This window comes from Macellibacteroides sp., assembly GCF_050251695.1.
Classification (GTDB): domain Bacteria; phylum Bacteroidota; class Bacteroidia; order Bacteroidales; family Tannerellaceae; genus Macellibacteroides; species Macellibacteroides fermentans.
The window spans coordinates 20,469-42,790 of sequence record NZ_JBFWMI010000015.1 but is presented as its reverse complement, the minus strand read 5'-3'; the positions used below and the strand labels follow the sequence as shown (position 1 = coordinate 42,790).

Sequence of the window (22,322 nt, the reverse complement as noted above, 5' to 3'; positions counted from 1 at the left end):
CACTTGTTGGTATTCATTAACAAAACAAATATAATACTATTTTTGAACCTTACCTCGGGTGTATTGCTCAATAAAGTTTAAAAGATATCATTAATTGCATACAGAAATAAAAAAATACTAAAAGTTTGGACCGAATAGTTGAATGTGATAAAAATATTAACGTTTGAGCAAAACCGTCAACCGTAGCGCAAGATCGAAGAAAACCATCTTAGCATTTACATTCTGACCGATATGTTTTTCTGCTTTACTTAACTCCTCCATAAGATCAAATACATTCCGTTCGTTTACAAAGGGTGAAAACTTGATGGAGAAGGTCGATTCTTCGGGGTTCATGTAATTCAACTCCGGACTTTGAAAACGGTAAACGAAGTTCTCACGGATCAGATGCTGACAGTAACTTAAAAAGTTTTTCTGACGCTCGCGACCGATGCCTGCCATCTCGTCGGCCATAATCTTCATTCCTTTAACATTCCTGCTCCATGAATTACGCATCATTCCGATAAACTGGTTCAGGTAATATTTGGTCTCTTCTCCAAGACTGATGGTCTCAAGGGCTTTTAAAAAATTACCTCCGGCTATATGAGCCACATAATTTGCATCGTCGGATGTTAACCCAAAGTCCTTTGTTAGTTTGGCTGCTATGGCTTCGGGCAAAAGCGGACGAATCGGGATACGTTGTGAGCGTGACTGAATGGTGCCGATAATATTTTCGGGAGATTCCGAAACCAATAGAAATACGGTATTCTGGGGAGGTTCCTCAATCAGTTTAAGTAATTTATTGGCACAGGTAGGATGCATTTTCTCCGGTAGCCAGATCAGCATGACCCGATAGGTCGCCTCGTAGATCCGGAGACTGAGTTTCCGGATTATCTCATCACTTTCACCCGAATAGATAATAGCCTGCGAATTGCCTGCATCCATGCAGGTAAGCCAATCGTTCAACCCAAAATAAGGACGACCTTTGATAAAGGAGCGCCATTCGGTGATATAATCATCGCATACCTCTTTCTTTTTATCCTTTTTTACCATAGGAAAAACAAAGAAGAGGTCCGGATGTGCCAGTTCATTGTATTTAAGGCACGAAGGACACCGGCCACAGGCATCGGTATCGCTGGGTTGCGTACAGTTAAGATACCTGGCATAGGCAAGGGCCAAAGGAAAAGCTCCCGATCCTTCCTTCTCTGTAAAGAGTTGGGCATGAGGAACTACACCCGATTTCGCCGAACGAATCAAACGGGCCTTTATCTCTTCCTGACCGATTATATCTTTAAAGAACATGTCAATAAATTTCTTTTGCTACACGGTATACACTGTCGGTTGCCATCATAGTATAGAAATGAAGACTCGGAACGCCGTGTGCAACCAGATCTTTGCATTGGTTTATACACCATTCCACACCAACTTCCCTGGCCTCTTCGTCTGTATTGCACTTTCTAAGTTCGGATGCAAAAGGTTCGGGGATATCCGAACGGAATATCTTAGGCAATACCGTGAGCTGATTTTTAAATACAACCGGTTTTATACCCGGAATGATAGGTACCTGAATGCCTTCGGCCCGGCAACGTTCCACAAAGTCGTAGTACTTCTGGTTGTCGAAAAACATCTGTGTAACCAGGTAATCGGCTCCGTTGGCAACTTTTTGCTTCAGATAATGGATGTCCGAATCCATATTGGGTGCCTCTTCATGCTTTTCAGGATAACAGGCCATTCCGTATGAGAAGGGAGTTTCGTTGGCTTCAAAGGTGCTTCCATCTACAGCTATCCCCTTATTAAAGTTGTTGATCTGTTCCTGCAGGTCGGTTGCATGGTTGTGGTACAGCTTGCTATTCGCGTCGGCTGCTTCCAGTGTCTTGATGTCGCCTCTTAAAAGTAACAAATCGTATACACCAAGGAAGTTCAGATCGATTAACGCATATTCGGTCTCCTCCTTTGTAAATCCTTTACATATAATATGGGGTACAGCTGTTATATTGTATTTATTCTGAATGGCGGAAGCAATGGCTACCGAACCCGGACGTTTACGTATATTTACCTTCTCCATCTTGCCATCGGGAAGAGTCTTGTAAATGTATTCGCTGTGATGCGATGTTATATTGATGTATTTGGGGTCGAATTCGCGTAGTTTGTCGATTACATTATACACTTTCTGGATACTGTTACCCTTTAAAGGAGGTAATATCTCGAAAGAGAACGCTGTTTTGCCGCTGCCTTGTATAAGGTCGATTACTTTCATATATTTATATTTTTTGCTGCAAATGTAACAATTATACTCCGAAATAGCTTACTTTTGCAACAACAATCTAATAACAAGGCATATGGAAAATATTAATTGGTCTGAACTATCTTTTGGATATATGAAGACAGATTATAACGTAAGGTGTTACTACCGAGACGGAAAATGGGGAGAGTTGGAAGTTAGTTCTTCCGAGCTTATAAACTTGCACATGGCTTCAACCTGTTTACATTATGGACAGGAGTCATTCGAGGGGTTGAAAGTCTTTAAAGGAAAAGATGGCAAGGCACGCGTATTTCGTATGGATGAAAATGCCAAACGTATGCAATCTTCATGCCGTGGCATCATGATGCCCGAACTTCCGGTAGAGAAGTTTGAAGAGGCTGTTCGCAAAGTGGTGAAACTAAACGAACGTTTTATTCCTCCTTACGAAAGTGGAGCATCCCTGTATGTGAGACCTTTATTAATTGGATTAGGTGCACAGGTAGGTGTAAGACCTGCTACAGAATATCTGTTTATCGTATTTGTTACTCCGGTAGGACCTTACTTTAAAGATGGATTCAAACCAACACCGGTTGTTATTCTGCGCGGATACGACAGAGCGGCCCCTCTCGGAACTGGAACATATAAAGTGGGTGGAAATTATGCTGCCAGTCTGGCTGCCGGCGAAAAGGCCCACGAACTTGGATATTCGGCCGTTTTATATCTGGACGCCAAAGAAAAGAAATATGTGGACGAGTGTGGTCCTGCCAATTTTTTTGGGATAAAAGACAACAAATACATCACACCCCAATCGACTTCCATTCTTCCTTCTATTACCAATAAAAGTTTGATGCAGCTGGCAGAAGATATGGGGATGACTGTAGAGCGCAGACAAATTCCGGAAGATGAATTGGCTACGTTCGAAGAGGCGGCTGAGTGTGGAACTGCTGCAGTAGTCACTCCTATCGAACGAATTGATGATATCGATGAAAACAAATCGTATGTCTTCTCGAAAGATGGAAAGCCCGGTCCCGTATGCGAAAAACTGTACCATCAGCTGCGTGCCATCCAGTATGGAGACGTGCCTGATCAGTATGGATGGGTTACGATACTTTCTTAATTGATATCTCTAATTATAAATTATTAAATAAAATTGCTATGTCGGAGTTGCAAAACTGGGAAGTTTCTCTAACTTTGTGTCCGATATAGCAATTATATAGTGGAAGCATTTTTTAAGACACATAATTATCTTATAGAGCATTTGCAGTCGCCGGTACGCAGAGGGTTGATGGATGAAATTAACTGGAACGACCGTCTGATTGGGATTAAAGGTTCTCGGGGCGTTGGAAAAACTACATTTCTACTTCAATACGCACGTGAAAATTTTGACCCTAATACGAAAGAATGTCTTTATATTAATTTGAATCATTTCTATTTCACAGAACGTTCGTTAATTGATTTTGCTTCGGAATTCAGAGCAAAAGGCGGAAAGGTTCTGTTGATAGATCAGGTTTTCAAGTATCCTGAATGGTCGAAAGAGCTACGTTTCTGCTATGATAACTATCCCGATCTCAAGATTGTTTTTTCCGGATCGTCGGTGATGCGACTGAAGGAAGAGAATCCTGATTTGTCGGGCAAGGTTGTATCGTACAACCTGCGTGGATTTTCATTCAGGGAGTACCTTAATCTGATGTCGGGAGCTTCATTCCCTGCTTATTCGTTTGAAACAATTCTTGAAAATCATCAGGAGATAGCGAAACAGATATGTGATGAGGTGAGGCCGTTGGCTTTTTTCCCGGACTATCTGCATCATGGATTTTATCCATTTTTCCTTGAAAAACGAAATTTCTCGGAAAATCTTTTGAAAACCATGAATATGATGTTGGAGGTGGATGTTCTTTATATTAAACAAATTGAACAAAGTTATCTGCCTAAACTGAGGAAACTACTGTACTTATTGGCAACTACAGCGCCTTGTACACCCAATGTAAGTCAGCTTAGCAAAGAGATTCAGACTTCGAGGGCTACTATAATGAACTATATCAAGTACCTTACGGATGCCCGTCTAGTGAATATGATGTACCGGGTGGGAGAGGAGTTTCCCAAAAAGCCGGTTCGAGTATATATGTATAATTCCAATTTAATGTATCCGATACGACCGATGGCTGTAAACCCTCAGGCTGTAAGAGAGACTTTCTTTTTCAATCAGATGCAAAAAGACAACCGGTTGAATGAAGGAGTAAGGAACGCTCACTTTTTAGTGAACCTGAAGCATAATTTCAGAATTGAAGAAAACCTGAAAGGGAAGATCAATCCCGAATTGTATTATGCCGTTGAAAAAGCCGAAGTGGGAGGAGATAATATAATTCCTCTTTGGTTGTTCGGATTCTTATATTAAAAATTTTTTAACAACAAAATTGTAATAGTCTTATGTCCAAACAGAAGAAATTTTTGACTTGTGATGGTAACCAGGCTGCTGCACATATAGCTTATATGTTCAGTGAGGTGGCTGCTATTTACCCCATCACACCATCGTCGACGATGGCTGAATACGTTGACGAATGGGCTGCTGCTGGTAGAAAGAACATCTTCGGTGAAACGGTGAAAGTGGAAGAAATGCAATCTGAGGCAGGTGCAGCAGGTGCTCTTCATGGTTCATTGCAGGCCGGAGCCCTAACGACAACATTTACAGCCTCTCAGGGGTTGTTGTTGATGATTCCTAACATGTACAAAATTGCAGGGGAGCTGCTTCCTACTGTATTCCATGTGTCGGCTCGTGCTTTGGCTGCTCAGGCATTGTCAATTTTCGGCGATCATCAGGATGTTATGGCAGCTCGTCAGACTGGTTTTGCCATGTTCTGTACCGGATCTGTGCAAGAGGTAATGGATATGGCGGCTGTGGCTCACCTGGCTACTTTGAAAACCCGTATTCCTTTTATGCACTTCTTCGATGGTTTCAGAACTTCGCACGAAATTCAGAAAATTGAAGCTTTGGCACAAGAAGACGTTATTCCGTTGATTGACCAGCAGGCTTTGGCCGATTTCCGTAAGAGAGCTTTGAATCCTGAAGCTCCCGTAGCCAGAGGTACTGCTCAGAATCCGGATATCTACTTCCAGGCTCGCGAGGCTTCAAATCCTTTTTACGATGCTGTTCCTGAAGTAGTAGAAGAATACTTGAATAAACTGGCTGTAATCACAGGCAGAAAATATAATCTGTTTGACTATTACGGAGCTGAAGATGCCGACCGCGTGATTATCGCGATGGGATCTGTTACAGAAGCAATCCGTGAGGTAATAGATATGATGAATGCTAATGGCGAAAAGGTTGGTTTGATTTCTGTACACTTGTACCGTCCATTCTCTGCCAAACATTTCCTTGCAGCTCTTCCTAAAACAGTTAAAAAGATTGCTGTATTAGACAGAACAAAAGAACCGGGAGCTACCGGCGAACCTCTTTACCTCGATGTTAAGGATTGTTTGTATGGAAAAGAAAACGCTCCGGTTGTAGTTGGTGGTCGTTACGGCTTATCTTCAAAAGATACAACTCCGGCACAGATTGTTGCTGTGTACGAAAATCTGGCAATGAATTTGCCTAAGAATCAATTTACTATTGGTATTGTTGACGATGTTACTTTTACTTCTCTCCCTCAGAAAGAAGAAATTATATTCGAAAATGGTCCTTATGAAGCTAAGTTCTATGGTTTAGGTGCCGACGGTACTGTTGGTGCTAACAAGAACTCTGTTAAGATTATCGGTGATAATACCGATAAGTATTGCCAGGCTTATTTCTCTTACGACTCAAAGAAATCGGGCGGTTTTACCTGTTCTCACCTTCGTTTTGGTGATAACCCCATCCGTTCTACCTATTTGGTTACGACACCCGACTTTGTAGCTTGTCACGTTCAGGCTTACCTTCGTTTGTACGATGTAACCAAGGGGCTGAAGAAGAATGGAACATTCCTGCTTAACACGGTTTGGAATGCAGAAGAGGTAAAGAAGAATCTGCCGGATAAGGTTAAGAAATATTTTGCCCAAAATAACATTACGCTTTACATTATCAATGCTACTATGATTGCTCAGGAAATTGGTTTGGGTAACCGTACCAATACAATCCTTCAATCGGCATTTTTCAAGATCACAAATGTAATTCCTTTTGATCTGGCTGTAGAACAGATGAAGAAATTCATTGTGAAATCGTACGGTAAGAAGGGTGAAGATGTAGTGAACAAGAATAATGCTGCGGTAGATCGCGGTACTGAATTTGTAAAGGTTGAGATTCCGGCAGAATGGGCACTGATTGATCCCCAACCGGAAGAGTCTCATCCGGATGATTCCGATTTCATTAAGAATATTGTGCGCCCTATCAATGCTCAGGCTGGAGATGATCTTCCTGTATCTGCATTTAAAGGTCGCGAAGATGGTACATGGGAACAAGGAACAGCTGCCTCTGAAAAACGTGGAGTTGCTGCTTTTGTTCCGGTTTGGAATGCCGACAACTGTATTCAGTGTAACCAATGTGCTTATGTTTGTCCTCACGCAACCATCCGTCCGTTTGTTTTGGATGAAGCCGAACAGGCTAAAGCTCCTCAGTTCGCAACACTGAAAGCTACTGGTAAGCAGTTTGCCGGAATGCAGTTCCGCATCCAGGTGAATGTTCTTGACTGTCTGGGTTGTTCAAACTGTGTGGATGTTTGTCCCGGTAATAAGCAAGGCAAAGCCTTGGATATGGTTCCAATCGAAGGGGAATACGATGAGCAGGATAATTGGGACTTCATGGTTAAGGAGGTTAAATCAAAACAACATTTGGTTGACATCAAGGCTAATGTGAAGAATTCTCAGTTTGCTACTCCTCTGTTTGAGTTCTCAGGTGCTTGTGCAGGTTGCGGTGAAACTCCGTACATCAAACTGATTTCTCAGTTGTTTGGTGATCGTCAGATGATTGCAAATGCTACCGGTTGTACCTCTATCTATTCTGGTTCTGCTCCTTCAACTCCATATACAACCAACGAAAAGGGTCACGGTCCGGCTTGGGCTAACTCTTTGTTTGAGGATAATGCCGAATATGGTTTAGGTATGCGTCTGGCTACAGTTAAGATGAGAGAGCGTTTGGTTAGATTGATGACTGAAGCGCAGACTTGTTCTTGCTGTTCGGACGAACTTAAGGCTTTGTTCAGCGAGTGGATCGAAAAGAAAGAAGATACGGATGCCAGCATTGAACTTGCAGGAAAGATCAGACCGATGGTTGCTGCTTGCGATTGCGATATTTGCAAACAGATCCACGAACTGGGTCACTTCATGATCAAGAAATCACAATGGATTATTGGTGGTGACGGTTGGGCATATGATATCGGCTTCGGTGGTCTTGACCATGTGATTGCTTCTGGCGAAAACGTAAACATCCTGGTTGTAGATACAGAGGTTTACTCGAATACAGGTGGTCAGTCTTCTAAGTCAACTCCAGTCGGTGCTGTTGCCAAATTTGCTGCTGCCGGAAAGCAGGTGCGTAAAAAAGACCTGGGTCTTATCGCAACTACTTATGGATATGTATATGTGGCTCAGATTGCTATGGGTGCTAACCAGGCACAGACCTTGAAAGCGATTAAAGAGGCTGAGGCATATGATGGCCCATCTTTGATTATTGCTTATGCTCCATGTATCAGTCACGGATTGAAGGGCGGCATGGGTAAAGCTCAAACCGAAGAGGCTGAAGCTGTAGCATGTGGTTACTGGCATTTGTGGCGTTATAATCCAGCGTTGGAAGCTGAAGGTAAGAATCCGTTCTCATTGGATTCAAAAGAACCTCAGTGGGATAAGTTCCAGAGCTTCCTGAAGGGTGAAGTTCGTTACTCTTCGCTGATGAAGCAATTCCCGGTTGAAGCCGCCGAATTGTTCCAGGCTGCCGAAAAGAATGCTAAGTGGAGATATAACAACTACAAACGGTTGTCTATAACCATGGAACCAGAAGCTGCTGAATAAGTAGTATAGAATAAAATCAAAAAGGGCTGTTCCGTTAAGGAATGGCCCTTTTTTAGTTCGTTAGGTTGGTCTAATATATAAAAATTCTTAAATCAATGCATTTAGTTTATGTTGTATAGCATATATTTGAATTATTGTTGTATCTTTGCAGTATAAAAATAAAGAAATAATAAACCGACTTGCTAAAGGGGTAAGTCACAAAAGATGAAAATTATGAATACAATGAAAGAAAGCAATGTTCGCGCATTAGCGATGTTAAAGTACCAGGCCGATCGTTATCAATCTACAGGAAATGGTGTAATGAGTCAGCGTATCAACGCACAGATCAGGTCTATGTTAGTGGAAATGAACAATAGTTCTTCCAAGAATTAATCAGAGGTTTTAAAGAGGTTTCTTTGTGTACTGCTTAGGCAGTTACCAAAGAAGATGCAGTGGAGTCCTTCGCAAAATGGCGGTTGGGGCTTTTTTTTATGTTTGAAGCGTTTCTGTAAAATCTAGAGATACAACTGATATAAGTTAGCATTTTAGTAAATTATCATATCCATACAATAAAGAGCATAACCCAGATAGGTCATGCTCTTTATTGTATGGATATGTTTATATATTATTTTACTTACTGGCTTTAAGGCCTCTGATTACAGAAGGAGTAAAGCCTGCCAATTCCATTTCGTTCAATCCTCTGATAGTTATTCCTCCGGGTGTTGTAACCTTATCGATCTCTGTCTCCGGATTGCTTTTGTTGGCTAATAATAAATCGACTGCACCCTTCACCGTTTTCAAGACAATTTCTTTGGCCTGATCCGGATAAAACCCAAGTTCTACTCCACCTTCGCTGGACGCTCTTATGTAACGCATAGCAAAAGCAATACCACTTGATGCAAGAGCAGTACCGGCAGTCATCAGATTTTCCTCGATCAACATAGCACTTCCCAATTCGTTAAACAGGTTTACAACCAGTACTTCTTGCTCGTGTGTTGCATTGCATGAGGAAACAAAGGTCATACTGCTGCATACTTCAATAGCGATATTTGGGATTACTCTAAATAAAGCGGGTGTATTGGTGGATTCGGGTCTTGGATCCTTATCAAGAAATTCATTCAAACGATCGAAAGGAATTCCGGCTGCGATAGATATGATAATTTGATTTTCGTAATTCAGGGCATATTTTATTTCGCTTATTACGGATTCGACACGCCATGGTTTTACTGCTATTATAACAATATCTGCATTTTTTACAGCTTCCAGATTATTTTTTGAAATAATGAAACTGTTGTTGGCCTGCAACATCTTGTCCAGATTTTCCTGCACCAGGTCTGTACAAGTAATGTCTGATGCTTTTAGGATCGATCCTTTTGCCAAACCACGGGCAATAGCTCCACCAATATTCCCGACTCCGATTACCGTAACTTTCATTGTGTAAATCTCCTATTCCGTTAAATGATTATAATCTGCTAAAGTAGCAACAAATGTAATCATAATAATTAAAAATATTGGAATCCGATGTCTAAATCATATCTTTGCGTGTATGAAGTTAACACAATCATTTTTTGAGACCGATGTGCTTGAATTGGCACCTGCCCTTTTGGGGAAGATTATATGCCGGAAGATGCCCGACGGGGAGGTGTTGCGTTGTCGTATCACCGAGACAGAGGCATACAATGGGGTATCCGATCTGGCTTGCCATGCCAGTAAAGGGCGTACTTTACGAACGGAAGTAATGTATGGGGGCGGAGGAAATATCTATGTATACATGATTTACGGGATGTATTGGATGCTAAATATTGTAAGTGGCGGAAAGAATAACCCTCAGGCAGTTCTTATCCGCGGAGTAGAACAGACCTCGGGCCCGGGGCGTGTAGGGCGTTTACTCGCTCTGGATAAATCCTTTTACGGAGAGTCTCTTATAACATCGGGTCGTATTTGGCTGGAAGATGATGGAAGCGAGGTAAGTTATGAAACTACTCCTCGAATAGGAATTAACTATGCGGGTGAACCTTGGGTAAGTATGCCCTGGCGCTTTATTATCATAAATAATGCCAAAAACTAAGAAAATACCTCGAAAATTATCTTGTTTAAGTTGTTAAATTTTATCTTTGTCTTCTTATTAGAAATTATTAATAATCCTATAGAATGAAAAAAGTATTAGTGGGTGCCCTGTTATTTGCATGCGCATTGACGACAGTGGCTCAGGAGAGCGGTGACTATGTTTTTACTCCGGTTAAGGAATTAAAAGTAACGCCTGTTAAAAATCAAAATCGTACCGGAACTTGTTGGTCGTTTTCTGGTCTTGGTTTCCTTGAGGCTGAGTTGATCCGTCAGGGTAAGGGTGAATTCGATTTGTCTGAAATGTTTATTGTAGGCCATTCGTATAAAGATAAAGCCGATAAATATGTTCGTCTGCATGGTAAACTAAATTTTGGTCAGGGAGGCTCTTTTGAAGATGTGTTGTATGTGACAAAACATTACGGAGCTGTTCCAGAGTCGGTGATGAACGGTTTACAATATGGAGAAGATATGCATGTGCATGGCGAAATGGAAGCTATTGCATATAATTATGTGAATGCTGTAGTAAAAAATAATAACGGTAAGCTTTCTACTTCATGGAAAAAAGGATACGACGCCGTAATTGATTCTTACTTAGGTGAGGTTCCTGAAAAATTTACATACAATGGAAAAGAATATACTCCTCAGACTTTTGCAAAAGAGTTGGGCTTGAACATTGACGATTATGTATCGCTTACTTCTTATACTCACCACCCTTTCTATTCTGAATTTCCCCTGGAAATAGAAGATAACTGGCGTTGGGCTAATTCATATAATTTACCATTGGACGAGTTTATGGCTGTTTTTGAAAATGCTATCAATACAGGTTACAGTATTGCCTGGGGTTCTGATGTGAGCGAAAAAGGCTTTACTCGTAATGGTATCGCAGTTATTCCAGACATCAAGGCTATTGAAACATCCGGATCAGACCAGGATAAATGGGTTGGATTAAGCAAAACAGAGAAGGATAACGAAATTAAGAAATTAATCGAAAAACCTTGTCAGGAAATAGCAGTTACTCAAGCAATGCGTCAGGAAGCTTACGATAACTACCAAACAACTGATGATCATGGAATGATTATCTACGGAATTGCTAAAGATCAGACCGGTAAAAAATTCTATATGGTGAAGAACTCATGGGGTACTGATAATAAGTATCAGGGAACATGGTATGCATCGGAAGCATTTGTTGCTTATAAAACAATGAATATTATTGTACACAAGGATGCTCTGCCAAAAACTATCGCTAAGAAGTTGGGCTTAAAGTGATATAAATAAAAAAAGCCTTCCGAAAATTACTTCGGAAGGCTTTTTTTATTTGATCAGTTTCAGAGTGAAGTTAGTCCCGGAATCGGCTTTCTCCAAATACTGATTTAGCAGTATCATACTGTCGCCGGAACTAAGAAAGAACAGAGAAAGATCTCCATTGCTAGGCAGAAGCTCGTAGATTGTATCATTTGGATATTGCGGACTTCCCTTCATGCTTTTTCTGTGACCGTAAGTATAGAAAGTTTTATCTTGTCCCTTATCTGCTTTTAGATAAGTCGTTGCCAATGAGAAAACCCCTTCAACACTTTTCTCCTGAAAAAAAAGATTTAAGTCGTACTTAATCCCTTCACTATTCTCAACCGGTAAAATACCGGAATAAGTTTCTTCAACAATATTTCCCAGGCTGTCTATTATTTGCAACGAATCGCGCATATTAGCGATAGTCGAATCTGCCGGAGTATCTGGTACAACAGGTTTTTGATCCGATTTAGTATTGTTACAAGCCACTAATAGAATCGCCGAAATAGCAATAAGATACTTTTTCATCTGCTTTTCCTGTTTAATAGTTCTATATAATAAGAAACAGCCGTATTAATTCAATTGTTTTATAACCCAAGTACTCGTTTGAAGCGCTGCATAAAATCTTTGGCTTCTTCTAAAGTAAGACAAAGAGGAGGTAGCAGACGGATGGTATTGGTTCCGGCAACACCTGTGAATACCTTTTCTTCAAAAAGAAGCCGGCTACGTATTTCCTTTATTGATCCTTCAAATTCAATACCGATCATGAGTCCTCTGCCGCGAATTTCTTTAATCCCGGGGAGTTTGGCTAGTTCATCTATCAGGTAATCGCCAATGTTTTTTGCATTATCCAGCAGCTTTTCATTTTCCATGATGTCAAGAACAGCGATTGCGGCAGCACAAGCAAGATGATTCCCTCCAAAAGTTGTTCCCAGCATTCCATAAACAGGCTTGAATTCCGGACTTATTAATACACCCGCTAACGGAAAGCCATTTCCTATACCTTTAGCTACGGTAATCATATCCGGCTTGATTCCTGCATATTGATGTGCGAAGAATTTTCCGGTTCGTCCGTATCCCGATTGTATCTCGTCTAAAATAAGTACTACATTATATTGAGTACAAAGCGCACGAAGCTCCTGCATAAAAAGATCCGAAGGCTGCTGTATTCCTCCAACGCCCTGAATTCCTTCTATTATTACAGAAGAAACATCCCCTTTTTGAAGTTCGGCTTCAACAGCTTTAATGTCGTTAAGCGGAACAAATGTAACGGGAATCGTATCGTTGATCGGGGCGATAATAGCCGGATTATCGGTCACCTTCACCGCAGCAGATGTACGTCCGTGAAAGGCTTTTTTAAATGAAACAACTCTTTTCTTGTGATTATGAAAAGAGGCAAGTTTCAACGCATTTTCATTTGCTTCGGCTCCAGAGTTGATTAAGAATAATGAGTAGTCATCGTATCCGGAAAGTTTTCCTAGCTTTTCTGCCAACTCTACTTGCAATGAATTGATTACCGAATTGGAATAAAATCCCAATTTGTTGAGCTGTTCGGTTAGCTTTTGTACATAGTATGGATGACAATGGCCTACAGAAATAACAGCATGCCCGCCATACAGATCGAGGTATTCGTTTCCTTCGGCATCCCATACATGGCATCCTTTACCTTTTACGATGTCTATATTGAATAATGGATATACATCAAATAATTTCATGTTTGTATTGTTATATTTCTTTATAACTTATTCCGAATTTAAAAAGCACTGGGTTTAAGATGCAGTCCCACTGTTTCTTCCAGGTTGAACATCAGGTTCAGATTGTGAACAGCTTGTCCCGAAGCACCTTTAAGCAAATTATCAATCATGGAAATGATTAACAATTTATCGTTATGCTTTTCCAGATGAATCAAACATTTGTTTGTATTAATCACTTGTTTGAGGTCAGGATTCTTATCAGTGATGAATGTAAAGGAATGATCATCGTAATATTCCTCGTAAATCCGTTTGATCTCATCCAATCCAACTTTGCAGTCCAAATAGGTGGTTGTAAATATTCCTCTTGAGAAGTTTCCCCTTACCGGAATAAAATTAATTTCGCTTCTGAAGCTGTTCTGCAGAGAGGTAAGACTTTGTTTGATTTCGGCAAGATGTTGATGTGCAAAAGGTTTATATATGGAGATATTGTCATTTCTCCAGCTGAAATGAGAAGTTCCGGAAGGCTTTACTCCGGCACCGGTCGAACCTGTGATTGCATTAACATGCAGCTCTGAATTTAACATCAGATGCTTTGCGAGAGGAAGTACACCCAGCTGAATGCAAGTGGCGAAACATCCGGGGTTGGCTACATGATTGGCAGCACAAATTTTACGACGATTCAATTCCGGCAGACCGTAAACAAAATCATGATCACCAGTTTCAATTCTGTAGTCGGTGCTAAGATCAATGATTTTCAGTTTGCCCGGTATCTCATGACTTTCAATAAACTTTTTCGTATCGCCATGTGCCGTACAGAAAAAGAGAACATCAATTTCGGAGAAGGGAAGCTGATCTGTAAAGACAAGATCAGTTTCTCCATACAGTCCGCTATGCACGTCTGTTATCTTATTTCCTGCATTACTGCTGCTGTTTACAAAAGCTATTTCAACATCCGGATGGTTAATAAGCAGACGAATCAATTCGCCTGCCGTATAACCAGCACCACCTATAATACCTGCGCTAATCATTATTGTTTATTTTTGTTTTGAACCGAATAGAAAATCTTCATCTGGTTACCCAATATTTTGGTGAAACCTTTCACATCGTCGGCTGTCCATGCTTTTTGTTCTTCTCCATACACACCAAAGTCGCCTTTCATCAGATCGAAGTCACTTTGTACACCTACCAATGTATAACTGTAAGGACGCAGGTTTATAATAACACGGCCGGTTACATTTGCCTGACTGCTTTGAAGAAATGCTTCCATATCCCGCATTACAGGTTCGAGATACTGAGCCTCGTGAAGGAACATACCGTACCAGTTTCCCAGCTGATCCTTCCAATATTGCTGCCATTTAGTGAGTGTATGCTTTTCAAGCATTTTGTGTGCATTGATAATAAGCATCGGGCCGGCTGCTTCAAAGCCAACACGTCCTTTGATACCGATGATCGTATCACCCACATGCATGTCTCTTCCGATGGCGAATTTGCAACCTACAGCTTCAACTGCGCGGATAGCATCCACTTTATTACTGTACGAAATACCGTTTACACCACAAATCTCTCCCTTTTCGAAATCTATTGTCAACGTCTCTTCTTTCGTTTCTGTCACCTGAGAAGGATAAGCCTCTTCCGGAAGTGTTTTATCGGAATGCAAAGTTTCCTTTCCTCCAACACTTGTACCCCAAAGACCTTTGTTGATGGAATACTCCATTTTTTTGAAATCGGCTTCAAAACCATGTTGTTTCAAGTAATTGATTTCATATTCGCGGCTTAAAACCATGTCGCGGGTTGGGGTAAGTATTTTAATATGGGGGGCCATGACTTCGAAGGTGAGGTCGAAGCGAACCTGATCATTTCCCGCACCGGTGCTTCCGTGGGCTACATAATCGGCTCCGATCTCTTTTGCATATTCAATGATGGCAAGAGCCTGGAAAATACGTTCCGAGCTTACAGATATGGGATAGGTTCCATTACGTAATACATTGCCGAATACCATGTATTTTATACTCTTTTCGTAATACTCCTGTTCAACATTCAGAGCTACGTGCTTTACTGCGCCAAGTTTGTAAGCCTTGTCTTCAATCACTTTCAACTCTTCTTCGCTGAAACCACCAGTGTTGGCAACAGCCGTGTAAACATCGTAACCTTTCTCTTCTGAGAGGTACTTTGCGCAAAAAGAGGTATCCAGACCTCCACTAAATGCAAGTACAACTTTTTCTTTCATAATCTGTATATTTTTTGTATCCTTTATTTATTATCTTTCTCTTCGTTTTTTTTGTTTTTGGGGCTGTTCGGATCGTAAAGCATAGCCGTGCATATACAATAACGTCTTTCAGTACGTGTTAGTACATCATGGTTGATACATCCTTCACATCCTTTCCAGAAGGCCTCGTCATTGGTGAGTTCTGAAAAAGTAACCGGTACATATCCCAATTCAGTATTTATTTTCATTACTGCAGCTCCCGATGTAAGACCGAACAATTTGGCTTTGGGCCAACGTAAACGAGATAAAGTAAATGCTGCATTTTTAATACGTTTTGCTAAACCGTGACCTCGAAATTTTTCCACGACAATCAATCCTGAGTTTGCCACATATTCTTTGTTTCCCCAGGATTCAATATAGCAAAATCCTGCAAATTCAGTTCCGGCCAAAGCAATGATGGCTTTTCCCTCCTTCATCTTCTGAGCAACATACTCGTGGGTACGCTTGGCAATTCCTGTTCCACGTACTTTGGCAGCAGCTTCAATGGTGTCCAAAATGGTATCAACGTATACCTCATGAGAGGCATCGGCCACCATTACATCGATTTCAACTTTATTTTCCATTTTTTATTTTGCGTTCATAATTTACTTAAACAAGTGTGTTTGCTATTTCCGGGATAAATTGTGCCAATGCCTGAAGTACACCTTCGCGGCTTATACCCTCTCGTGGAATAAGCAGAATCGTATCATCACCGGCAATTGTTCCCAAAATTTCGCGGGGAGCCTTTGCATCTATATCTGATGCGATTCCCATTGCATATCCCGGTCTTGTTTTTAATACCGCCAGATTTCCGGAGAATTCAATGTTCCGGTATCCGGTTACAGCTTCAGTCCCCCTATTCCGTATATCTTTATTACCCGGAATCCGTGTCTGGTCAGGAAGCGTATATACATAGTTGTCAGCACCATCGTGTATTTTTGCAATCTGAAGTTGCTTAATGTCTCTTGAGAGAGTCGCTTGAGTTAATGTAAACCCCAGACTCTCCAACCGTTTTTGCAGCTCTTCCTGATTATGGATCGATTCTGATTCAATAATCCTGCATATTGCCTCCATTCGATGTTGCTTTGTCTTCATATATTGTATATTTATTCAAAAACTGCTGCAAATATACGAGTTAATCTGAATAAATATACAAACAAATGAAATATTTTATGCTTAAAAACATTAAATAAATCAAAGATCGTTTTCTGTCTGTATGGTGATAGTATTTTGACCTGTTATGAGTGTTTCTTTATTAAATTATGTTGTATTTTTGCATGTTGAACATAAAATCCATAAAATGAAAAAATTAGTAGGATTATTTATTACGGGACTGTTGTTTCTGAGTTCATGTGGAAGTGTTCCTCTAACCGGCCGGCAACAGGTATTACTCGTTTCAGACCAGGAAGTTGTTGCTGCCAGTCTGACTCAGTATAATGATTATTTAAAAACAGCCAAACTCTCTACAAATGCAACGCAATCGGCAAAGGTATTACGTGTCGGACAGAAAATTGCAGCTGCTACCGAGGCTTATCTTAAAGCTAACGGATTGTCTGCCGATCTGGCAAATTATGCGTGGGAATTTAAATTAGTAAATGACAAGCAGGTAAACGCATTCTGTATGCCCGGTGGTAAGATCGTGGTATATGAAGGTTTGCTGCCGTTAACTACCACAGACGATGAGCTTGCAGTGGTTATTGGTCACGAAGTTGCTCATGCAGTGGCTAAACATGCCAACGAACGTATGAGTCAGCAGTTGGTTGCACAGTACGGTTCTTCCATACTCGGACAAGTATTAAGCGGAAAGTCGGCTGCGGTTCAGACGGTTGCTTCTACTGTTTATGGCTTAGGTGCCGAATACGGAGTAACCTTGCCTTATTCAAGAAAGCATGAATATGAAGCCGATTATATGGGGCTTGTATTTATGGCGATGGCCGGATATAAACCGGATGTGGCAGTAACATTCTGGCAAAAGATGTCGGCCAACGGAGGTAGCGGTGCTCCTGAATTTATGAGTACTCACCCCAGTGATGCCAATCGTATTGCCGAGATCAACCGCCATTTGCCTCAAATAAAAGCAATGGTGAAGTGATTTAGACCGTAATTCCCATCTGTTTCATCAGGAAACAGGCGTTCATATTCTGAGCTATTCCTTCTCTGAGTTCATACGAGAAGGATAGCTCATTTTCTTTTATATCAGCTTCAAAGCGGTAGTTCTTCAGTTGGTCGGGAAACTCATCCTCAAGAGTACCCAGAACCAGGTCGTGTGTGGCAATAATACCACATGCTTTATACGAAATCAGTTGTTTCATCAGTGCCAGAGAACCCTTCTGTTTGTCGACCGAGTTAGTCCCTTTCAGAATTTCATCCAATATTATGAAAAGTTCCTTCCCTTCAGCCAGTCGGTCGATAATCATTTTCAGCCTTTTAAGTTCGGCAAAAAAATACGATTCGTGATTAACAAGCGAGTCGGCTGTACGCAGGCTGGTAATGAGTTGCGCCGGATAGACCGATAATTCCGATGCACAAACAGGCGCCCCCGTCAGAGCTAGTAGATAATTAACACCAACTGTACGTAAGTAAGTACTCTTCCCTGCCATATTTGCTCCGGTGATGATCAGGAACCAGGGTCTTTTCTTTATGGAGATATCATTTTTCACACATAAATCACGGTGAAGCAGGGGATGTCCCAAATCTTTTCCTTCCATACGGAAGTATTCGTCGGCTATTTCAGGATAGATGTAGCCGGGGTGGTTAAACGCAAATCCCCCCAGTGAACTGTATGCATCGAATTCGTATAAGGTATCAAACCACTTGCGGATGTCTTCTTTGTGCTGTTTTCTCCATCGTTCAATATTGCAAGCCTGACGGATGTCCCAGAGAAGTAATATATTCAAAATGAATCCAGCCAGTAGGTTATATCGCTGATCAAGATTTCCGGTGTGTTTCGAAAGCCTTTTTATTGCCATGGATGCTTGCGATTGCGGATTGGAAAGATTCTTGCCTAGATCCATAAGTGCTTCGCATTGAAACGGGTATCTTTCAATGCATAGCATGAGTTTGCCATATACATCCAGTATACTATTCATTTTACTTACGGATTGATGCACCTTGTTAATCTTCTTTGTCTGACTATAGGAAACTATAAAGCTGATGGTAAACAGGGTAGATAGAAATGGTATACCGATCAGATCGAATGAATACAGTGTGATGCTGGTAATCCATACAATAGGGAAAAGCCATGCAAGAATTTTCCAAACTATATTTTCTTCAAATAAAATAGCTTCGGCGGTGAGAGCTTCCAGCAGCTTATCGTCATTCTTGTCACCCTTGTACATCGAGCCGGTGGCAAAAAAATGTTGTCTCAGCTGTGTATTCTCGGCAAGCTCACGTACGGCGGCCTGTCTTCTAAGGATTGTTCCTTTTTGGGTGGATGGATTCCGAAACCATCCGGATAATACACTTTTCCCTCCATGTGTAACAGTCCGGTTTATAGACTGAAACAGGGATCTTTCTCCAAAGAGATCAAGATCCAGACCAAAGGGATGCGTCGGATCTGTAAGTTCGGGTGCGCCATCGAATGCGGAAAAATTGTAATCAAGTCCGTTTAGCTCGTCCTTGTCCAACTGAAGTATAGTTTCTGTATATTGCTTTTGCTTAAATAATTTATTGTGGAGAAGAATAAAGCCTAAGAAGGGAATAAAAAATCCACTTACCATCAACAGTATGATAGTCCAGCTTTCATTTCTCACAAACCAAAGACCCACACAGATGGCACAGACCATAAGCAAGCGGATTGTGCCGATTAAATGTATTTTTTTCTTCAAATTGTCCAGCTTTTTTGTAAAAGCCGTAATCGAATCCTGATAAAACTGATAAATCTCTTCCATGAGGTCAAAGATATGGAAAAATTAAGAAGTGTGCCGGTTTTTATGTATTTTTGCACACACAAGAACATTCTCTGTAATTAGTGAGAGTTTGAATAAACGGGAGGAATGTGTGTATGATGAAAGTTTTATTATTGGCACTTGCTTTATTGGCAAGCAGTTTGGTTTCTGCACAGGTTATTGTTTATAAGTACGAACAATTTAACGCAGACAGTGTTCGGCGGGAGCTGGATAAGCGCCCCTATTTTTCTTTAAACAAAGACAATTATCTCATCGTAGGAACCACCCTTGGAGAAAGACCAACCTCATCGAATTCGGATGCAAAATTTCAGTTAAGTATCAGTCAGCGGTTAACCAAAACCGTTTTGCCCTTTGATACCTATCTGTTTATAATGTACACGCAAAAAGCATTCTGGAATGTATTTCAGAAATCCATGCCCATGCGCGACCTCAACTTTAATCCGGGGATCGGTCTGATGCGCCCCATTATATACAAGAATAAATATATAGGGAAAGGTTCCCTTATTCTTGAACACGAGTCCAACGGCAAAGACAGTCTTGCTTCACGTAGCTGGAATAAAGTTACTTTGGCAGTTGCCGTACTTATGCATAAGAATGTTGAGATGCAATTTAAAACATGTATTCCGATTATAGACAGCGACAATAACCGGGATATTCTCAGGTACAACGGTATTGGTCAGCTTGCCACCAGTTTTATGACCGACAACCGGAAGTTCAACGCCGCAGTAATTTTAAATAAAAGAAAAGGCTGGGACTTTAATTTCAATACGACGCTTGAGGTTGGATACAAATTCAATCCGAGGGACAACCAGTACATATTCCTGCAATATTACAACGGATACGGAGAAGGATTGCTGGAATACAAACAGTTTCAAAGCAAGTTACGTATAGGCTTTGTTATAAAACCACAGGATTTTAGCTTTTATTAATACACGATTGGGAATTTGAGCTATCTTTGTTTGACGAAAAAGCAACTTGATGGATGATTATACCTCTTTAATATGCGAGATTAAGTCTGGAAGCCGTACCGCTTTTAATACACTTTATCGTATACATTACCCGGGTTTGTTAGCCTATGCAGAATTATTTCTGGATGAAGGCGGAGCCGAGGATGTAGTACAAGACGTGTTTTTAAATGTATGGATTAACCGGGATAATCTGAATGATTCCTCTTCATTAAAAGGGTACCTGTTGCGTTCGGTATACAACACTTCACTTAATTACCTGAAAAAAGAGAAATATGCCAGGAAGTATTCTTCAGAATATCAACAGCAGATCGAAGAGCTTGGATATCTTTTTTATGATCCGGAATCCAATGAAACCATCCAGAAATTGTATTCCAAAGACCTGCATAAGGAGATTCAGGCTGCTATCGATGCATTGCCTCCCAAGTGCAGGGAGGTATTCTCATTAAGTTACCTGGGCGAATTATCGAATAAAGAGATTGCACAACAACTTGGCATATCGGTAAGTACCGTCGAAAATCACATTCACTCAGCATTAAAACAATTAAGAATTAAATTGGGAGCTTATAAGACGGTGCTTTTGTTTTTTGTTCTTTTTTTACAAAAATGAAAAAATATTTTCATTTCAACTAGGTGGTTTTTTCTCTTTGATTGTATCTATAGTGTTACAAGTAAAAAAAGAAGTTACTTAATGCATGAATGAACAACTAATACATACCTATCTGTCGGGACACGCAACCCCTGGTGAACAACGTGAACTGCTTGAATGGCTTCGTGAATCGGAAGAAAACAAACGATTGTTTTTCGAGATGAAAGCGGTTTGGTCCGGACTACAGACTATGGATAAACTTGCAGAGAGCGACCGTATGGAAAGTTCGCTTCGCATGCTCAATGAAAAGATAGACCGACGTGCTGCCCACATGATAAAACCAACTGTAAGTAAATCATCATTTGCCATTTCCGGGAAGTGGATGCTTATGGTTGCTGCTGTCATTCTTCTGATTCTTTTACCCCTTACATGGATCCTTCGCGAAGGCAGCACATCTGATATTACTCAGCTTTATGTAACAAATCGCAGCAACCTTGTAAAAGTATTATACCTGCCCGATGGAACGAAGGTGTGGTTAAACAAAAATACATCCCTGATATATCCGGAAAAATTTTCGACTAAACAACGTGAGGTAATTCTGGATGGAGAGGCATTCTTTGATGTAACGAAAGATAAAAAGCATCCTTTTGTCGTTAAAACCTCCTCATTTAATATAAAGGTGCTTGGAACCACATTCAATGTCCATTCGTATAAAGAAGATGTACAGGTTTCGGCCGTACTAGAAAGCGGAGTCATTCAGCTTCAAAGTGCCCAGGGTGATGCACTTGTAACAATGCATCCGGGGCAACAGGCTTTGTACAAACCCGATACAAAAGAACTTGAAGTATCGTATGTGGCAGTCAATGAACATACATCGTGGCGTTATAACCTGGTAACACTAAACAATGTAACTATACATGAGGTGGTGAAGAGCCTGGAAGAAAATTACCAGATAAAGATTCAGACTGATAGTGTAACACTTCGCGACCATCGTTACAACTTTACCTACGACAAGGGGGATAGTGCGGAAATGTCGGTGCGAATGCTGCAATACGTGACCGGGCTGAATTGTAAAATCATAAAAAGATAACAAGATATGAGTTTATATTTATTCGGCAGCGGCTGAATTTGGATTGTAATGGTTTTGAAATGCTATTTTCACTGTTCTGTCTTTTTTGAAACATCTTACTGAAACATGTCGTCCGTACATTTGCAATGTCAATTTAAATGAAGATTGCTTACTGCACAAAGACTGTTTACGGGTATGACAGACCTGTGAAAATGGAAAGAGTATGTGTTTGTTAGTCTTTGTTGTAAAATAAGATAAAATGTAGTTTTAATATTGGAAAACTAGCACGATACATAATTCTATCCGGTATTTTCGAGATTATATGAATCTA

The 22,322-nt window shown here is 40.7% G+C and carries 20 protein-coding genes; 10 read left to right on the top strand and 10 right to left on the bottom strand.

Translation table 11 applies throughout. The features are described from left to right. Positions 1-156: 156 nt before the first annotated feature. Positions 157-1,278, bottom strand: a complete 1,122-nt coding sequence (locus tag AB7E53_RS04025; protein WP_068182512.1) for a DNA polymerase III subunit — start codon at positions 1,276-1,278, stop codon at positions 157-159. 1 nt (position 1,279) lies between these two features. Then, positions 1,280-2,233 carry a methylenetetrahydrofolate reductase [NAD(P)H] gene (metF, locus tag AB7E53_RS04020; RefSeq protein WP_068182515.1) on the bottom strand — a complete coding sequence of 318 codons (954 nt, stop codon included), beginning with the start codon at positions 2,231-2,233 and terminating at the stop codon, positions 1,280-1,282. Between the two features lie 70 nt (positions 2,234-2,303). Here metF and AB7E53_RS04015 point away from each other — a divergent pair, with 70 nt between their 5' ends. From AB7E53_RS04015 to AB7E53_RS04000, 4 genes are all read left to right on the top strand, one after another. After that, on the top strand, positions 2,304-3,335 hold the full coding sequence (locus AB7E53_RS04015) for a branched-chain amino acid aminotransferase (RefSeq protein WP_317171225.1): 1,032 nt from the start codon (positions 2,304-2,306) through the stop codon (positions 3,333-3,335). Between the two features lie 99 nt (positions 3,336-3,434). Beyond that, a complete protein-coding gene (locus AB7E53_RS04010) occupies positions 3,435-4,613 on the top strand; it encodes an ATP-binding protein (protein ID WP_068182521.1) in 1,179 nt (392 codons plus the stop codon). 32 nt (positions 4,614-4,645) lie between these two features. Continuing rightward, the gene (gene nifJ / locus AB7E53_RS04005) at positions 4,646-8,191 is read left to right on the top strand and encodes a pyruvate:ferredoxin (flavodoxin) oxidoreductase (protein WP_446774299.1); all 3,546 of its coding nucleotides are present in this window, start codon (positions 4,646-4,648) and stop codon (positions 8,189-8,191) included. A gap of 213 nt (positions 8,192-8,404) precedes the next feature. Next, positions 8,405-8,563 carry a hypothetical protein gene (locus AB7E53_RS04000; RefSeq protein WP_176421703.1) on the top strand — a complete coding sequence of 53 codons (159 nt, stop codon included), beginning with the start codon at positions 8,405-8,407 and terminating at the stop codon, positions 8,561-8,563. Positions 8,564-8,800: 237 nt separating this feature from the next. Here AB7E53_RS04000 and proC read toward each other — a convergent pair whose 3' ends face one another. Continuing rightward, positions 8,801-9,604, bottom strand: coding sequence for a pyrroline-5-carboxylate reductase (gene proC, locus AB7E53_RS03995; RefSeq protein ID WP_446774297.1), 804 nt, complete (start codon positions 9,602-9,604; stop codon positions 8,801-8,803). Between the two features lie 112 nt (positions 9,605-9,716). Here proC and AB7E53_RS03990 point away from each other — a divergent pair, with 112 nt between their 5' ends. Both AB7E53_RS03990 and AB7E53_RS03985 read left to right on the top strand, forming a co-directional pair. Continuing rightward, a complete protein-coding gene (locus tag AB7E53_RS03990; RefSeq protein ID WP_446774295.1) occupies positions 9,717-10,238 on the top strand; it encodes a DNA-3-methyladenine glycosylase in 522 nt (173 codons plus the stop codon). Positions 10,239-10,321: 83 nt separating this feature from the next. Next, positions 10,322-11,503, top strand: a complete 1,182-nt coding sequence (locus tag AB7E53_RS03985) for an aminopeptidase C (protein WP_446772558.1) — start codon at positions 10,322-10,324, stop codon at positions 11,501-11,503. 45 nt (positions 11,504-11,548) lie between these two features. Here the strand turns inward: AB7E53_RS03985 and AB7E53_RS03980 are convergent, their stop codons facing one another. Genes AB7E53_RS03980 through AB7E53_RS03955 form a run of 6 tightly spaced genes read right to left on the bottom strand, consistent with a single transcriptional unit; the run spans position 11,549 to position 16,555 of the window. Continuing rightward, the gene (locus AB7E53_RS03980) at positions 11,549-12,049 is read right to left on the bottom strand and encodes a copper resistance protein NlpE N-terminal domain-containing protein (protein ID WP_421469154.1); all 501 of its coding nucleotides are present in this window, start codon (positions 12,047-12,049) and stop codon (positions 11,549-11,551) included. 59 nt (positions 12,050-12,108) lie between these two features. Continuing rightward, a complete protein-coding gene (locus tag AB7E53_RS03975; protein WP_421469156.1) occupies positions 12,109-13,236 on the bottom strand; it encodes an aspartate aminotransferase family protein in 1,128 nt (375 codons plus the stop codon). Positions 13,237-13,274: 38 nt separating this feature from the next. Next, complete coding sequence (gene argC, locus AB7E53_RS03970; protein ID WP_446774293.1) at positions 13,275-14,243, bottom strand: N-acetyl-gamma-glutamyl-phosphate reductase; 969 nt, start codon at positions 14,241-14,243, stop codon at positions 13,275-13,277. Continuing rightward, complete coding sequence (locus AB7E53_RS03965) at positions 14,243-15,445, bottom strand: argininosuccinate synthase (protein ID WP_176134060.1); 1,203 nt, start codon at positions 15,443-15,445, stop codon at positions 14,243-14,245. The genes argC and AB7E53_RS03965 overlap by 1 nt, the downstream gene beginning before the upstream one ends. Positions 15,446-15,465: 20 nt before the next feature. Further along, complete coding sequence (locus AB7E53_RS03960) at positions 15,466-16,044, bottom strand: N-acetyltransferase (RefSeq protein WP_068182545.1); 579 nt, start codon at positions 16,042-16,044, stop codon at positions 15,466-15,468. A 25-nt stretch (positions 16,045-16,069) separates the two neighbouring features. Then, complete coding sequence (locus tag AB7E53_RS03955; protein WP_079683639.1) at positions 16,070-16,555, bottom strand: arginine repressor; 486 nt, start codon at positions 16,553-16,555, stop codon at positions 16,070-16,072. Positions 16,556-16,760: 205 nt separating this feature from the next. Here AB7E53_RS03955 and AB7E53_RS03950 point away from each other — a divergent pair, with 205 nt between their 5' ends. Further along, complete coding sequence (locus AB7E53_RS03950; protein WP_179399093.1) at positions 16,761-17,552, top strand: M48 family metallopeptidase; 792 nt, start codon at positions 16,761-16,763, stop codon at positions 17,550-17,552. 1 nt (position 17,553) lies between these two features. Here the strand turns inward: AB7E53_RS03950 and AB7E53_RS03945 are convergent, their stop codons facing one another. Next, a complete protein-coding gene (locus AB7E53_RS03945; protein ID WP_446774291.1) occupies positions 17,554-19,350 on the bottom strand; it encodes a MutS-related protein in 1,797 nt (598 codons plus the stop codon). Between the two features lie 113 nt (positions 19,351-19,463). Between AB7E53_RS03945 and AB7E53_RS03940 the strand changes: the two genes are divergently transcribed. The 3 genes from AB7E53_RS03940 to AB7E53_RS03930 all read left to right on the top strand — a co-directional run bounded on the left by AB7E53_RS03940 (position 19,464) and on the right by AB7E53_RS03930 (position 22,012). Then, a complete protein-coding gene (locus AB7E53_RS03940; protein WP_446774289.1) occupies positions 19,464-20,297 on the top strand; it encodes a phospholipase A in 834 nt (277 codons plus the stop codon). Between the two features lie 49 nt (positions 20,298-20,346). After that, complete coding sequence (locus AB7E53_RS03935; protein WP_079683643.1) at positions 20,347-20,943, top strand: RNA polymerase sigma-70 factor; 597 nt, start codon at positions 20,347-20,349, stop codon at positions 20,941-20,943. Positions 20,944-21,028: 85 nt separating this feature from the next. Further along, positions 21,029-22,012, top strand: a complete 984-nt coding sequence (locus AB7E53_RS03930) for a FecR family protein (RefSeq protein ID WP_446774287.1) — start codon at positions 21,029-21,031, stop codon at positions 22,010-22,012. Positions 22,013-22,322 lie beyond the last annotated feature (310 nt).